14 protein-coding genes and 1 other RNA gene are annotated in these 13722 nt (G+C 73.2%); 11 read left to right on the forward strand and 4 right to left on the reverse strand.

The window, feature by feature from the left end:
* Window positions 1–14 precede the first annotated feature (14 nt).
* The 4 genes from AC07EG_RS02170 to AC07EG_RS02185 are packed head-to-tail and all read left to right on the forward strand — an operon-like array spanning window position 15 to window position 2773.
* Window positions 15–581: a chorismate mutase gene (locus tag AC07EG_RS02170; RefSeq protein ID WP_478251103.1), complete on the forward strand. Its 567-nt coding sequence runs from the start codon at window positions 15–17 to the stop codon at window positions 579–581.
* Window positions 582–585: 4 nt separating this feature from the next.
* Complete coding sequence (locus AC07EG_RS02175; protein ID WP_478251104.1) at window positions 586–1050, forward strand: low molecular weight protein-tyrosine-phosphatase; 465 nt, start codon at window positions 586–588, stop codon at window positions 1048–1050.
* Window positions 1047–1868, forward strand: coding sequence for a fructosamine kinase family protein (locus tag AC07EG_RS02180; RefSeq protein ID WP_478251105.1), 822 nt, complete (start codon window positions 1047–1049; stop codon window positions 1866–1868). Before AC07EG_RS02175 ends, AC07EG_RS02180 begins: the two co-directional genes overlap by 4 nt.
* Window positions 1869–1900: 32 nt before the next feature.
* A complete protein-coding gene (locus AC07EG_RS02185) occupies window positions 1901–2773 on the forward strand; it encodes an SURF1 family cytochrome oxidase biogenesis protein (protein WP_478251106.1) in 873 nt (290 codons plus the stop codon).
* A 70-nt stretch (window positions 2774–2843) separates the two neighbouring features.
* Here the strand turns inward: AC07EG_RS02185 and AC07EG_RS02190 are convergent, their stop codons facing one another.
* A complete protein-coding gene (locus AC07EG_RS02190; RefSeq protein ID WP_478251107.1) occupies window positions 2844–3794 on the reverse strand; it encodes a cobalamin biosynthesis protein CobD/CbiB in 951 nt (316 codons plus the stop codon).
* Window positions 3795–3894: 100 nt separating this feature from the next.
* Between AC07EG_RS02190 and AC07EG_RS02195 the strand changes: the two genes are divergently transcribed.
* On the forward strand, window positions 3895–4383 hold the full coding sequence (locus AC07EG_RS02195; protein WP_478251108.1) for a gluconokinase: 489 nt from the start codon (window positions 3895–3897) through the stop codon (window positions 4381–4383).
* Here AC07EG_RS02195 and AC07EG_RS02200 read toward each other — a convergent pair.
* The 3 genes from AC07EG_RS02200 to AC07EG_RS02210 all read right to left on the reverse strand — a co-directional run bounded on the left by AC07EG_RS02200 (window position 4380) and on the right by AC07EG_RS02210 (window position 8385).
* Entirely contained in the window at window positions 4380–7184 is a 2805-nt protein-coding gene (locus tag AC07EG_RS02200; RefSeq protein ID WP_478251109.1) for an AAA family ATPase, read from the reverse strand. The genes AC07EG_RS02195 and AC07EG_RS02200 overlap by 4 nt on opposite strands.
* Before the next feature lie 340 nt (window positions 7185–7524).
* Window positions 7525–7836 (reverse strand): zf-HC2 domain-containing protein, encoded by a 312-nt coding sequence (locus AC07EG_RS02205; protein WP_478251110.1) that lies wholly within the window; start codon window positions 7834–7836, stop codon window positions 7525–7527.
* 15 nt (window positions 7837–7851) lie between these two features.
* Window positions 7852–8385, reverse strand: a complete 534-nt coding sequence (locus tag AC07EG_RS02210) for a sigma-70 family RNA polymerase sigma factor (protein ID WP_478251111.1) — start codon at window positions 8383–8385, stop codon at window positions 7852–7854.
* 289 nt (window positions 8386–8674) lie between these two features.
* Here AC07EG_RS02210 and AC07EG_RS02215 point away from each other — a divergent pair, with 289 nt between their 5' ends.
* From AC07EG_RS02215 to AC07EG_RS02240, 6 genes are all read left to right on the forward strand, one after another.
* Window positions 8675–9454, forward strand: coding sequence for a DUF4142 domain-containing protein (locus AC07EG_RS02215; RefSeq protein ID WP_478251112.1), 780 nt, complete (start codon window positions 8675–8677; stop codon window positions 9452–9454).
* A 38-nt stretch (window positions 9455–9492) separates the two neighbouring features.
* Window positions 9493–10314, forward strand: coding sequence for a 4Fe-4S domain-containing protein (locus AC07EG_RS02220; RefSeq protein ID WP_478251113.1), 822 nt, complete (start codon window positions 9493–9495; stop codon window positions 10312–10314).
* Complete coding sequence (locus AC07EG_RS02225) at window positions 10314–11579, forward strand: NAD(P)/FAD-dependent oxidoreductase (RefSeq protein ID WP_478251114.1); 1266 nt, start codon at window positions 10314–10316, stop codon at window positions 11577–11579. The genes AC07EG_RS02220 and AC07EG_RS02225 overlap by 1 nt, the downstream gene beginning before the upstream one ends.
* 15 nt (window positions 11580–11594) lie before the next feature.
* Entirely contained in the window at window positions 11595–12359 is a 765-nt protein-coding gene (locus AC07EG_RS02230) for a COG4315 family predicted lipoprotein (protein WP_478251115.1), read from the forward strand.
* 18 nt (window positions 12360–12377) lie between these two features.
* Window positions 12378–12786, forward strand: an RNA gene (gene rnpB / locus AC07EG_RS02235) — RNase P RNA component class A.
* 32 nt (window positions 12787–12818) lie between these two features.
* Window positions 12819–13697 carry an SCO6745 family protein gene (locus AC07EG_RS02240; protein ID WP_478251116.1) on the forward strand — a complete coding sequence of 293 codons (879 nt, stop codon included), beginning with the start codon at window positions 12819–12821 and terminating at the stop codon, window positions 13695–13697.
* Window positions 13698–13722 lie beyond the last annotated feature (25 nt).

Below are 13722 nucleotides of genomic sequence, written 5' to 3' on the forward strand. Positions count from 1 at the left end.
TACCGTGACGGGTCATGCGCCGTCGGTTCACCACCGTCCTGCTCACCGTGGTCAGCGCTTGCCTGCTGCTCACGCCTGTCGCGACAGCGGTCACGCCTTCGCTGTACCCGCTGACCGAACTGGCCGGGCAGCGCGTGCAGCTCGCCAACAAGGTGGCCGCCGCCAAGTTCGGCACCACCCAGCCGATCGACGACCCGGTGCGCGAGCAGCAGATCCTCGACGGCGTGGCGGCCAAGGCCCCCGGCCTCGGCCTGGACCCGGCCGAGGCGGTCGAGTCCTTCCGCGACCAGATCGAGGCGAACAAGGTGGTCCAGCGCGGGCTGTACGCGTACTGGACGGCGAACCCGGAGGTGGCGCCGACCCACCGCCCCGATCTGGCCACCGAGGTCCGGCCGGTGATCGACCGGATCAACGCCGGGCTGCTGGACGAGCTGGCGGCCACTTCGGCGGTCCGCGCACGGCCGTCGTGCCACGGCAGGCTGGTGGTGGCGATCCTGGTGGTCGACCGCGAGCTGAACTTCTACGAGCTGCACGGACGTGCCCTCCGCCGATCACTGGACTCGGCCTGCGGGGCACACTGACCGGGTGAGTCTCCATGTGTCATTCGTCTGCTCGGGCAACATCTGCCGGTCGCCGATGGCGGCGCTGGTCTTCCGCGAGGAGCTGCGCCGGGCCGGGCTGGCCGACCGGGTGCGGGTGAGCAGCGCGGGCATCGGCCCGTGGCACGTCGGTGAGCCCGCCGACGGCCGGGCACGCGCGACGCTGACCGCCGCCGGTTACCCGGTCGACCACATCGCCGCGCAGGTCGACGCCGGCCACCTGGCCGCGGACCTGCTGCTGGCGGCCGACCAGAGCCACTTCGCCGAGCTGCGGCGCAAGGTCGACGACCCGGAACGGGTGCGGCTGCTGCGTGACTTCGACCCGTCCGCCGGGGCGGACGCCGAGGTGCCGGACCCGTACTACGGCGGCGGCGACGGCTTCACCGAGGTGCTGGCGATGATCGAACGGTCCATGCCCGGCCTGCTCGACTGGGTGCGCGAGCGGCTGTGAAGGCGGTCGAGCGGCTGCTCGGGGTGCCGGTCTCGCGGTCGGCGCCGCTCGGAGGTGCCGCCCACCGGATCGAGGCCGGGTCACGGGTGGTCGTGGCCAAGCGGGGTCCGGTGCGGGCCGAGGCCGCCGGGTTGGCGTGGCTCGCCGAACACGGTGACGTCCCGGTGCCCGCCGTTCTCGCCTCGGACGACGAGTGGCTGGTCACGCCGTACATCGAGAGCGGCAGCCCTTCGGAGGCAGCGGCGGAGGAGTTCGGGCGGGGGCTCGCGGCGTTGCACGCCCGCGGGGCCGACGCGTTCGGTGCGCCGCCGCCGGGTGGTCCCGTCGACGCCTGGATGGGGCCGGAGCCGATGCGCAACGCCGCGCACGGCACGTGGGCGTCGTTCTACGCCGCCGAGCGCGTCGAGCCGTACGTGCGGCGGGCGGTGGACCGGGGGTTGTTCGGCTCCGCCGAGATCGCCGTCTTCGACCGGCTGTGCCGCCGGTTGCCGGAGCTGGGGGTGCCCGAGGAACCACCGGCCCGGCTGCACGGCGACGCGTGGAGCGGCAACGTGCTCTGGGGTGCCGACGGCCGGGTGTGGCTGATCGATCCGGCGGCGCACGGCGGTCACCGGGAGCAGGACCTCGCGATGCTGGCGTTGTTCGGCACACCGCTGCTGGAGCGGATCGTGGCCGCGTACGACGAGGCCGCGCCGCTGGCACCCGGTTGGCGCGAACGCACCGGGTTGCACCAGTTGTTCCCGCTGCTGGTGCACGCCGCGGCGTTCGGCGGCGGGTACGCCGGGCAGGCGCTGGCCGCCGCACGCGGGGTTGGGTGAACGCGACGCGGGCGACGGCTTACGGTTGAGGGGTGCGGTTCAAGTTCCTGCTCAGGCCGAGCTGGCTGGCGTTGACGCTGGTGGTGTTCGCGTTCGCGGCCACCTGCTACACGCTGCTGGCGCCCTGGCAGTTCAGCCGCGACAGCGAGCGCGCCACGCAGAACGCCGCGTTGCAGGCGTCGTTCACCGCGGAGCCGCGCCCGGTGGACGCCGTGCTGCCCGGCGGGGCCGCGCCCACCGAGGACACGCAGTGGGACCGGGTCACCTTCACCGGCACCTACCTGGCCGACGCCGAGGTGATCGCGCGGCTGCGGACCGTGCTGGGGGAGCCCGCGTTCGAGGTGCTCACGCCGCTGCGGACCACCGAAGGGCAGATCGTGCTGGTGGACCGCGGGGTGGTCCGGCCGGACGACCGCACCCGCGTGCCGTCGTACGCGGCGCCGCCTCCCGGGCCGGTGACGGTGGTGGCCCGGGTGCGGATCGACGAGACCGACCCGAAGGCCCGCGACGCCTTCGCCGACGACTCCACCGACGGCCGCCTGCACAGCTACACGGTCGATTCGCGGGTGGTCGCCCGTGCGACCGGCCTGCCGATCCGGCCGGGGTACTTCCAGCTGGACGTGGACCAGCCGGGCGGGCTGGAGCCGCTGCCGCTGCCGAAGCTGGAAGCGGGACCGTTCTTCTCGTACGCGCTGCAGTGGATCGCCTTCGGCACCATGGGGGTGCTGGGGTGGCTGTACTTCACCGTGCGGGAGCTCAAGCCGGGCGGGGTGCTGGCGGAGGACCGGCCGCGACCGGACCGGCGGAAGTCGGTCGCCCAGCTGCTCGCCGAAGACGAGGACGAGGACGAGGACGGCGAAACCTACGGAGGCGTTCCCGCCACCCCGAAGGCAACCCACCGGTAGTCCGCCGTCCGCCGCAACCGCGGCGCCGCCACCCGGCAGATCCGAAGTAACCGGAGTTCACCGTGCGGGTTCAGCGGGAACGCGTGCTCCGGCGCAGGCCGATCAGCAGCGCCAGCAGGGCCGAGCTGATGCCCGCCAGCCAGCCGACCACCCGCGACAGTTCGACGGCCCGGGTGACGTGGCCGGCGTCCGGGTTGCGGCCGTCACCGAGCACGGGCAGTTCCTCGACCCCGTGCGGGTAGACCGTCCGGCCGCCCAGCCGGATCTCCAGCGCACCGGCGAAGGCGGCTTCGACCCGGCCCGCGTTCGGGCTGGGGTGGGCCGAGGCGTCCCGCTGCCACGCCCGCCACGCGCCCGCGGCCGAACCCCCGACCACCGGCGCCCCGCCGACGGTCAGCGCCGCGGCCACCCGGGTCGGCAGCAGGTTGACCAGTTCGTCCAGCCGGACCACCACCCACCCGAACCGCCGGTGCCCCGGCGACGAGTTCAGCCGCCGCAGCACCTTCACCGCCCGCGCGCCGAGCAGGCCCGGTGCACCCGCGACCGCGCCCCAGAACAACGGCGACACCACGGCGTCCGAAGTGCTCTCCGCGACCGTCTCCACCGAAGCCCGCGACAGCGCGATGACGGACAGGCCGCCGGTGTCCCGGGGGTCCAGTTCGGACAGCGTGTCGCGCGCGGAGTCCAGCCTGCCGGTCTCCAGGTCACGGGCCAGTTCGGTGCCGTCGATGGCCAGCGCCGCCCCGCCGAGCACGGCCCAGGTGGTGATCGCCGTGCCGGTCGCCTCCAGCACCGGGCTGCGACGGCCCGCGCGCTCGGTCAGCACCCCGAGCACCACCGCGCCACCGGCGAGCAGGCCGGCGTGCACCGCGCCCGGTACCGGGTGGTCGGCGTAGACCTTCTTCTCCAGCGCCCGCGCCAAGCGGGCGAACCCGGCCACCGGACGGCCGTCTTTCGGGTGCCCGACGATGCCGTCGGCGGCCACCCCCAGCAACAGTCCGATCGCGCGACCCGCGCTCACCACTGGCTCCGTTCGCCTGGCCCCATGTCACCTGTCTGAACGCTCAGGTTACTGCGCGGGTCGACCGGCCCCGCGAGCCGCCTGTGGCAACATGCCCGGCATGACGGTCGTGGTCGTGATGGGTGTTTCCGGGTCGGGCAAAACCACCGTGGGCACCGCGCTGGCGGAGGCGCTCGGGGTGCCCTACGCCGAAGCGGATTCGTTCCACCCGAAGGCCAACATCGACAAGATGACCGCGGGCACCCCGCTCACCGACGAGGACCGGTGGCCGTGGCTGGAAGCCATCGCCGGCTGGATCCGCGAGCGCGGTGAAAGCGGAGGCGTGGTCACCTCGTCGGCGTTGAAGCGGCGGTACCGGGACGTGCTCCGCCGGGGTGGTGACGTCTGGTTCGCGCACCTCGACGGCCCGCGCGAGGTCATCGCGCAGCGGCTGGCCGGGCGGTCGGGGCACTTCATGCCGCCGTCGCTGCTGGACTCGCAGTTCGCCGACCTGGAACCGCTGGGCGCCGGCGAACGCGGCATCCGGCTGGACGTGACCGAACCGCCCGAACTGGTCGTCCGCAAGGCCATCGACAACCTCCCCGCCTAATCCGGGAAAACCGCCGAAAGATCGGCTCGCCCCGAGATGCCGAGCTTGCGGTAGGCGCCGGACAGGTGCAGCTCCACCGTTCGCCTGGTCAGGTGCAGGGCGTCGGCGATCTGCCGGTTCGTCAGCCCCTGCACCGCCATCGCGGCCACCCGGCTCTCCTGCCTGGTCAGCCCGTGCGTGCTGGTGCGCGTGTCGCGCACCGCCGATTCGCAGGCCCGCAGCTCCCGCCCGGCCAGCCTGGACAGCGGTTCCGCGGCGCACTGCGCGGTCAGCTCCACCGCCCGCCGCAACTGCGGCACCGCCTTCTCCGGGTGCCCGCGGCGGCGCAGCAGCGAACCCAGCTCGAACAGGGCCTCGGCCAGGCGCAGTTTCGCCGGGGACGCCGACAGCGACTCGATCGCCGACTGCAGGGCGTGCTCGGCGTCGTCGCCGTCCTCGCCCGCCACGCCCGCCGCCAGCAGAGCCGTGCCGATCAGGCGCGGGGTGCCCCACAGCTTCGACAGCCGCAGGTTCTCCGCGGCCAGTTCGGCTGCCTGCTCGCGCTCGCCCAGCAGCAGGTGCGCCCGCACGGCCAGCTCACGCCAGCCCAGCACGGCCGGGTTGCTCAGGCCGCGGTCGGCCAGCCGCCTGCCGCATTCGGTCAGCTCGTCCAGCGCGCCGCGGCCGTCACCCGCGGCCAGCCGCAGCTTGCCGCGCGCGAACAGCAGGTACACGTCGGCGTACAACTCGCCGACGGTGGTGTGCGACAGCATCGTGGTCGCCTCGTCGAGCCTGCCGAGGTCGATCAGGACCTCGGCGTACCAGGCGAGGCACAGCGTGGCCATCGGGCAGCCGTTCGCCGTGCCGGAGTCGAGGAACATCCGCACCGGCGACGCGAAGAACGTGCGGGCCTTCGGCAGGTCGCCCAGCAGGTGGATGGCCTTGCCGTGGGCCAGCGACGCGGCGATGCCCTTGCGCAGGTGGTAGTCGTGCGGCTCGCGCGTGCCCTCGACCAGCCCGCGGAACCGCTCGGCGTGCTCCGGTTCGTCCGCCAGCGCCGCGCTGAACAGGGCGAACACGTACGGCTGGCCGAACGCCGGTATCGGGTCGCCGTCGAGCGCTTCGGCCGCGTACCGGAGGAAGTCGGCGTGCGAACCGGCTTCCCTGGCGTGCGCGAGCGCGACCAGCAGCGCGTGGAGGCGCCGAAGCTGGTCGTTCTCCGGGATCTCCGCACGCAGGTCGTCGAACACCCGCTGCGCGCACGCCGACGGGTGCCGCGAGCCACCGGCGGCGGCGAGGTAGGTGGTGTAGCGCAGGCGCTGGGCGACTTCGCGCCGGCCGGAGCCGAGCCGGGCGAGGACCTCGGTGGCCACCGAGATGGCCAGCCGGTTCGCCGCGTCCCCGCAGGACCCGAGCACCATGGTTTCGGCGACCTCGGCGGCGGCGCCGGGGTCCTCGGCCATGGCCAGCGCGTCCCGCAGGCGCGCCCGCCCGGCCGAGCGGTCCAGGCCGAACTCGACGTGCCCGAGTTCCAGTTGCACGGCCAGCCGGCGATCCGGCGGCAGCCGCTCGTCCAGCGCCCGCCGCAGGCAGGCCCCGGCCAGGTCGGGGCGCTGCTGGTGCACCGCGCGCCGGGCGGCCCGGCGCAGCACCTCCACCCCCCACGGCAACCGGATCGGGCCCGCTTCCAGCAGGTGCGCGGCGACCCGCTCGTCCGGCACCCCGGCGTCGAACAGCAGGCGGGCGGCGGTGGCGTGGCTGGCGGCCTGCTCGGCGACGCACATGTCGTCGAGCACGCCGTTGCGCACGTAGGAGTAGGTGAACGCCGGGGGATAGCTGTCGGCCAGCACGTGCAGCCGGACCAGCGTGTCCACCGCACGCAGGGTGGCCCGCGGGGACAACCCGGCGAGCGCGCCGACGGCTTCGAGCGTGGCGTCCTCACCGAGCACGGCCACCGCCCGCGCCACGTCGGTGGTGCCGGGCAGCCCCCGCAGCCGCACGCGCAGGATCTCGCCGATCAGCGGCACGGACACCGCGCGCACCTGCTCGGCGGTCAGTTCGCCGACCTCGGCCGTGCGGTGCTGCAGGGTGCTGACCAGTGACCGCAGCAGGTACGGGTTGCCGCCGGTGACCTCCCGGCAGGCCGCGGCGAACCCGGCGTCCTGCCGCCCGGTCGCCGCGCGCACCAGTCCGGCCACCGCGGGCAGGTCGAGCCCGCCGAGGTCGATCACCTCGGGGGTGGTGCCGGTCAGCTCCGGCAGGGAGATCTCGCTGAGCGGGGCGAGGCCGCGGTTCGCGGTGGTCGCGATGACCACGCGGTGCCCGGTCAGGCGGGGGCGGGCGTAGGCGAGGCAGCGCATCGACCAGGCGTCGGCCAGGTGCACGTCGTCGACGGCGAGGAACAGCGGGCGGCGGGCGGCGGCGGTCCGGACGAGCAGCTGGAACGACTCCAGCGCGTCGAACTCGGAGTTGGTGCGGACCGGGGCGGGCAGCGCGTTGGTGCCGTCGCCGTCGATGACCTCCAGCAGCGCGTCGGAGAGCTGGTGCACGATGCCGCCGGCCAGGCGGACCTCCAGGCGGGCCCCGCGGGCGATCGCCACGGTGAAGCCCTGCGCCCGCGCGCGGCGGGCGGCGGCGTCGAGCAGCGCGGACTTCCCGCCGCCGAACTCACCGAAGACCATCACGTGCGAGTCGAGCCCGTCCCCGGCGCGCGAGAGCAGGCCGCCGATGGTCTCCAGCTCCGGCTCGCGGCCGAAGAACGGCCCGGCGCTCACCAACTCGGCTGGTCTTCGGGCAGGCGCCAGCGCGGAAGACGTGGTCACGTGCAGCTCTCCGATCCGCGGCACCCCGGCCGCTCTCGGTATCCCCTACGGCGTGAACGCGCGTGGGACCCGGAGGATGCACCATTCTCCGACGGGTTGTCCAGGGCACCGAGCGTGACCAGCGGAGGTACCGAAGGGCCAAACGCCCAACTCTCCGTGTTTTCTACGGTGCCTACCGTAGAGACCCGCGGGCCGTTCGGCGGCAGAATTGGGCCAACCTCAGTAGTGCCGGTCACCCAGGGTGCACCGGCCGGACTCGTCGGGACGGTGGGAACGCAGATGGCGCCAGGCAGCCTGGACGGTGCGGCGCGACGCGGTGCGGCCGCGTTCGCCCGCCCGGTCACCTTCCCACCAGCAGCAGCACCCGGCGCAGCCGCGACCGGCAGGACAGCAGCAGCCGCCGCCGGGGCCCGGTTTCCCCGGCTTCCGGCAGGTCCGTCGTCCGCTGCCGCGGGATGCTGTCCAGCAGCGGGTTGAGCATGCCGGTCTCCGCCGCGTCGCGGAGCAGGCCGACGATCCCCGCCCGGTCGTAGTCCGCCAGTTCGCCGCGGCAGCGGCGGCACCGCGACAAATGCCGTTCGAATTTCCTGGCTCCGCTCTCGTCCAACGCGTCCAGTGCGTAGGCCGCCAGCGCGGAATGCCGTGCACGCATCACATCACGCCTCCCTCACGTCCACTCCTGCAGCGCATTCCTGATCAGCCGCATGGACTTGTGCAGACGTGATTTAACGGTGCCTTCCGGCACCTGCAGGATTTTTGCCGCTTCCCGCACGGTGTGGCCTTTCACATACGTTTGATAAATGGCCGAACGCTGCTCTTCCGAGAGTCTGCTGATGACATCGACGATGACCATGACCGAAAGGGATTGATCGGTTTCGTCCGGGCAACCGGCCATTTCCGGGCGGAGCAGTTCCACCTCCTGCGGGCGGGCCTGCCGCGAGCGCCAGCCGTCGATCACGATGCGCCGCGCGACGGTCAGCAGCCAGCCCCGGAGCATGCCGGGTTCCCTGGTCAGGGTGGCCGAGTTCTGCCAGGCGCGGATCAAGGTCTCCTGGACCACGTCCTCCGTCCACTGCCGATCGTAATTGGTCAGCCTCAGCACGTGGCTGAATAGTCTCTCGCGGAACTGGTGGTACAGCATGGTCACCAGTTCCTCGTCCGGACCACTCCGGGTCACACCGGTGATTCCTGTGCTTTTCATAGAGCGACCTGCCTCCCTGAAGGCGAGGTGAAAGAGTTCGTTACCGCGGCGCGTCGAATGCGGAGTCGGGGGTATTCGGTCGCGCTCCGGCGGTGCGATCACAATACTGCATCAACCGGAAGTGAACCAGGTTCACGTCCGTATTCTCGACAGGAACGCAGCGTAACCAAGATGTGATCCAGATCACACCATTTTCTGAACTGTGGACCGAACCGGGTGCTGGCCACTGCCGTACCACTGGTGAATCCCCCGAAGAGCTCGAAAAACCTTTCCCCCGAAGGGGCATGCGATGGCCCACCCCGCGGTACCCCCCGGCCTGCGCCGGCTGCTGTCCCTGCTCGCCGCGAGCCTGACGCTCTGCCTGCTGTGCGGTGCCGCCCCGGCCGCCGCGCAGGCGGAACTGAGCCCGTCCGACGAAGAGATCCTGGTCAAGGTGCGGCTGGCCGGGCTGTGGGAGGGCCCGATCAGCCAGCTGATGTCGGAGCGCTCCACCAACACCAAGGTCAAGGACGTCGGCAAGCACCTGTCCGAGGAGCACGCGGTGCTCGACGGCGAGGTGCAGAAGACCGCCGCCGAAGTGGGCGTCAGCCTGCCCAGCCAGCCGACCGCGCAGCAGCGGGGCTGGATGGACGAGATCTCCGGCAAGGCCGGGGCCGACGCCGACCGCACCTACGTCAACCTCGCCCGCGCCGCGCACGGCACCGTCTTCCCGCTGGTGGCCACCGTGCGCGCGACCACCAAGAACGACGCGGTCCGCTCCTTCGCGCAGAAAGCGGTGAACGCGGTGATGCGCCACATGACCCTGCTCGAGAGCACCGGCCTGGCCCGCGCCGATTCGCTGACCACCGCGCCCGCCCGGTCCGCCACCCCCGCCGCCGCGCAGGGCCAGCCCGCCGGCGTGGCCGGGAGCAGCCGGTCGCTGGCCGGAACCGCCGCCGAAGGCGACGAGCTGGGCATCGGCAGCGTGCTGCTCGGGGTGCTGGCCGGACTGGCCGCCATCGCCGCCACGCTCGGCCTGGTGCGCTGGTTCGGCGCCTACCGCCGCGGCTCCCGCCACGCGACCGACTAGCGGGCTCCCCACCACTGATCCCGGAGGCACGAACTTCCATGCCCGACCCCCTGCTCCTGCAGGCCGTTTCCCCGCACGACGCCGGTGTCCGCGAGATGGCGGCCCTGTCCGCCAGGCTGTCCTACGTCACGATGTGCCTGACGCTGTGCTGGGGCGTGCTCACCGCCACCGGCTGGGTGCGCCGCCTCAGCGGCCACCACGCCCTGCGCGGCGGTCACCAGATGCTGGCCTCGTTCACCATCGCCACCGGGATCACGCACGCCGCCGCGTTCCCGTTCCTCGACGACATCGACTTCGGGCTGAGCAAGGTCCTCGTCCCGTTCGCCGATGGCGGCCTGGCGCGGCACGCGCTCGGCATCCTCGGCCTCGAGCTGATGGTCGCCATCGCGCTCACCGCCGGGCTGCACCGCACGGTGAAGTACCTGAACTGGCTGCGGTTCCACCAGCTGGCCTATCCGGCGGTGGCGATGACCGTGGTGCACGCGTGGTTCGGCGCCGCCGCCAACGGGCACCTCGGCCTGCTGTGGCTGGGCGGCATCACGCTGCTGGCCCCGGCGCTCACGCTCGGCGTGCTGCGGCTGATGCCCCCGAAGCACCTGGTGCGCATCGGCCTGCTCGACGCCCCGCCGGTCGGCCCGTCGAAACCGGGCAGGGCCGTGGTGATGCGGGTCAGCGTGGACAACCAGCGCTGCCGCCGCTACGGCATCTGCCAGCAGGAAGCCCCCGACGTCTTCCAGCTCCGCGAAGACGGGCGCCTGCGCTACACCCGCAATCCCGACAACGCGCAGAACGACCAGGCGCAGGCCGCCGCCCGGTCCTGCCCGATGCGCGCCATCCAGCTCCAGGGGGTCGATCAGTGATGAGAGCGAGACAGCCGGCCGAGCGCATCGTCGTCGTCGGCGCCGGCCTGGCCGGGCTGCGTGCCGCCGAACGCCTGCGTGAACTGGCCTTCGACGGGGAGATCGTGCTGATCGGCAGCGAGCCGCTGCGGCCCTACCACCGGCCCGCGTTGTCCAAGGGCTTCCTCAGCGGCGCGATGAGCGCGGCCGACCTGCGGTTGCAGCAGTACCAGGAACTCGGCGCGGTGTGGCGGCTCGACACCACCGCGCTGCACCTGCAACCGCGGCGCCGGGTGCTGCACCTGCCCGGCGGTGAGCAGATGACCTACGACGGCCTGATCATCGCCACCGGCGTGGAACCCAGGCGGGCGGCGAACACCCCGCACGGGCACCCCCGGGTGGTGGTGCTGCGCACGCTGTCCGACGCGCAGCGGCTGCAGCAGAACCTGGCGGGCACCCGCGGCCCGGTCGCGGTGATCGGCGGCGGGTTCACCGGCTGCGAGATCGCCTCCAGCCTGCGTGAGATGGACCGCGAGGTGACCCTGATCGGGCGGTCGAAGAACCTGATGGGCAACGTGCTCGGCGAGGACCTCGGCGAGCGGCTGACCCAGCTGCACCGCGACCACGGCGTCCGGCTGGCGCTGGGGGCCTCGATCCAGGACTGGCTGCCGGGGCGCACCGGCATGGGCATCCGGCTGTCCGACGGGCAGATGCTCGTGGCGTCCTGCGTGGTGGCCGCGGTCGGCACGGTGCCGGCGGTGTCGTGGTTGCGCGGTGCCGGGCTCCGGATCTCCGACGGCGTGGTCTGCGAGTCCACCTGCCACGTCATCGGCGCGGACGACGTGGTCGCCGCCGGGGACGTGGCGCAGTGGCCGAACCTGCGCTTCGACGCGGTGCCGCGGCGCGTGGAGCACTGGCTCAACGCCATCGAGATGGGCCGCGCCGCCGCGGAGAACCTGCTCGCCGGACCGGCCGCGGCCAAGCCGTTCACGCCGATGCCGCGGTTCTGGTCCGAACAGCACGGGGTCCGCATCCAGGCCGCCGGGGTGCCGAAGCTCGGCACCGACACGGTGGCGCTCAGTCCACCCGCCGGAGGCGGCCGGACCGTGACCGGGTACGTCCGGGACGGCCGCCTGCTCGGCGTGGTCGGCATGAACAGCCCGTCGGCCGTGCTGGCCTGGGCGGCCGACCTGGAACGGCAGTGCCCGGTGCCGGGTGAGCTGGAGGTGCCGGACCGGATCACCACCGGCGAGCTGAACCGGGCCAGGATCCTCGCCGGCCGGTAGGAGGGGGACGACGCAGTGGCGGCTCGACATGGCGCCGATCAGCGGCCACGGGGTGCCGGGTCCTGGCGGGCCGCCCGCCGGGGGGTCGGTGACCTGCGCCGCGCCACCGTGCTCTGGCTGCGCGACCTCGGTGAACTCGGCAGGCGGGCCGGGCTGGCCACCACCGCGGGCAAGGTCGCCACGGGCGCGGCCGGGGCGCTGCTGGTGGTCGGCCTGGTCAACTGGTGGGGCACCGACGGCGGCGCGGAGGTCGCGGCCCCGGCGGCCACCGTGTCCCCTTCGGAGACCTCGGCCGCGCTGGTGAAACCGCCGGTGCTGGCGTCGGACGATCCGAGCGCGGGCGACCTGGCCGAGCTGGACGAGGGTGTCCGCGCCCCGGAAACCGCGGCCGAGCCGACCATGCCGCTGCCGCCCGCCGGTTCGGGCAAGGCGGTGCAGCTGGTCGCGCGCGGCACGACGGTGACCGACGGGAACGGTTCGGTGCTCTACCGCTTCGAGAAGGACCGGACCGGGCCGTCGCGGTCGTCCTGCGACGACGGGTGCGCCAGGACCTGGCCGCCGGTGCTGACCGAGCGGCAGGCCACCGTCGAGGGCATCGCCCCCGAACTGGTGGGCACGGTGCGGCGGGCCGACGGCAGCTGGCAGGTCACCCTCGCCGGGCGGCCGCTCTACCGGTTCGCCGGCGACCGGCTGGCCGGTGACCGCAACGGGCACGGGCGCGAAGGCCAGTGGTTCGCCGTGCGCCCGGACGGGCAGCGCGCAGCGGCCGGCGGCGGTTGAGTACCCTGGTGCGCTGGACGAGCTGGCAGGGCGGTCGCGTGACCCGTTCCCCCGGGGGCGGGTTTCGAGGAAAGTCCGGACTCCGCAGGGCAGGGTGGTTGCTAACGGCAACCCGGGGTGACCCGCGGGACAGTGCCACAGAGAACAGACCGCCCAGTCGTTCGCGGCTGGGTAAGGGTGAAACGGTGGTGTAAGAGACCACCAGCGTCCCGGGTGACCGGGACGGCTCGGTAAACCCCACCCGGAGCAAGGCCAAGAGGGAGCGCGAGCGCTCCTGCGCAGGCGATCGAGGGCGGCCCGCCCGATGCCTGCGGGTAGGCCGCTGGAGCCTGCCGGCGACGGCAGGCCGAGATGGATGGCCGCCCACCGCGGTCCCGGTCCGCCGGGGTCGTGGGGACAGGATCCGGCTTACATGCCAGCTCGTCCTCTTTTCCGCGGGTCGGCGGTAGCCTCGCTCGCATGGAACTCGCCGAGGCCAAGGAAATCGCGTACCGCTGCCATCGCGTGCTCGAACCGCTCCACGCGATGATCTACTTCGCCCCCGAGGCGGAGGAACGCTTCACCGGGGTGGGGCTGCGGCCGGGCCGGATGGGGTACTTCGCCAGCCGGTCGGCGCCGATGGGCGCGGTCGGCCCGGGAACGGTGGCCGCCACCTTCTTCAACTTCAACCCGGAGCTGGTCGCGCGGTTCATCCCGCGGGCGTGGACGCTGGCCGAGCCGCACGCCGTGCTCGACGCCCGCTTCGCCGCCGCGGAGGCCGCGTTGAGCCGGTTGCTGGGGGACCTGGCGTCCTCGGAGGTGGTCCGCGAGGCCGCCGAACTGGCGCGGGAGGTCGCCGACGGGTGCCTGCCGGAAGGGCGCCCGCTGTACGCGGCGCACGCCGACCTGGAGTGGCCCAGCGAACCGCTGCTGGTGCTGTGGCACGCGGCTTCGCTGCTGCGCGAGTTCCGCGGTGACAACCACATCGCGGCGCTGGTGGGAGCCGGGATGAACGGGCTGACCGCGCTGGTCACGCACACCGCCACCGGCAAGGGCTTCGTGGAGCCGGCGGCGAAGAAGAGCCGGGGCTGGTCGGACGAGCAGTGGGAGGCCGCCGCCGACTACCTGCGCACCGAAGGCATCCTCGACACCGAGGGCGGCCTGACCGCACGGGGTCAGGAGGTGCGGGACGGCATCGAAGACACCACGAACTTCTCCTCGGCCGCGCCCTGGCTCCGCGCCGGCGGCGACAAGGCGGACCGGCTGCACGAGCTGGCGCGCCGGCTGAGCCGGGCGGCGGTGGCGAACGGCGCCTTCCCCGCCGAGATCTTCGGCACCGGCTCGGAAAAGGCTTCGTAGCCCCGGACGTGCGGGAAGGCCACCG

The sequence above is a fragment of the Amycolatopsis sp. NPDC045836 genome (assembly GCF_056431745.1).

Coding starts and splice junctions, on each gene's coding strand:
- AC07EG_RS02170 (WP_478251103.1), top strand. CDS start 15: ATGCGCCGTCGGTTCACCACCGTCCTGCTCACCGTGGTCAGCGCTTGC.
- AC07EG_RS02195 (WP_478251108.1), top strand. CDS start 3,895: ATGACGGTCGTGGTCGTGATGGGTGTTTCCGGGTCGGGCAAAACCACC.
- AC07EG_RS02205 (WP_478251110.1), bottom strand. CDS start 7,836: ATGCGTGCACGGCATTCCGCGCTGGCGGCCTACGCACTGGACGCGTTG.
- AC07EG_RS02210 (WP_478251111.1), bottom strand. CDS start 8,385: ATGAAAAGCACAGGAATCACCGGTGTGACCCGGAGTGGTCCGGACGAG.
- AC07EG_RS02215 (WP_478251112.1), top strand. CDS start 8,675: ATGGCCCACCCCGCGGTACCCCCCGGCCTGCGCCGGCTGCTGTCCCTG.
- AC07EG_RS02220 (WP_478251113.1), top strand. CDS start 9,493: ATGCCCGACCCCCTGCTCCTGCAGGCCGTTTCCCCGCACGACGCCGGT.
- AC07EG_RS02225 (WP_478251114.1), top strand. CDS start 10,314: ATGAGAGCGAGACAGCCGGCCGAGCGCATCGTCGTCGTCGGCGCCGGC.
- AC07EG_RS02240 (WP_478251116.1), top strand. CDS start 12,819: ATGGAACTCGCCGAGGCCAAGGAAATCGCGTACCGCTGCCATCGCGTG.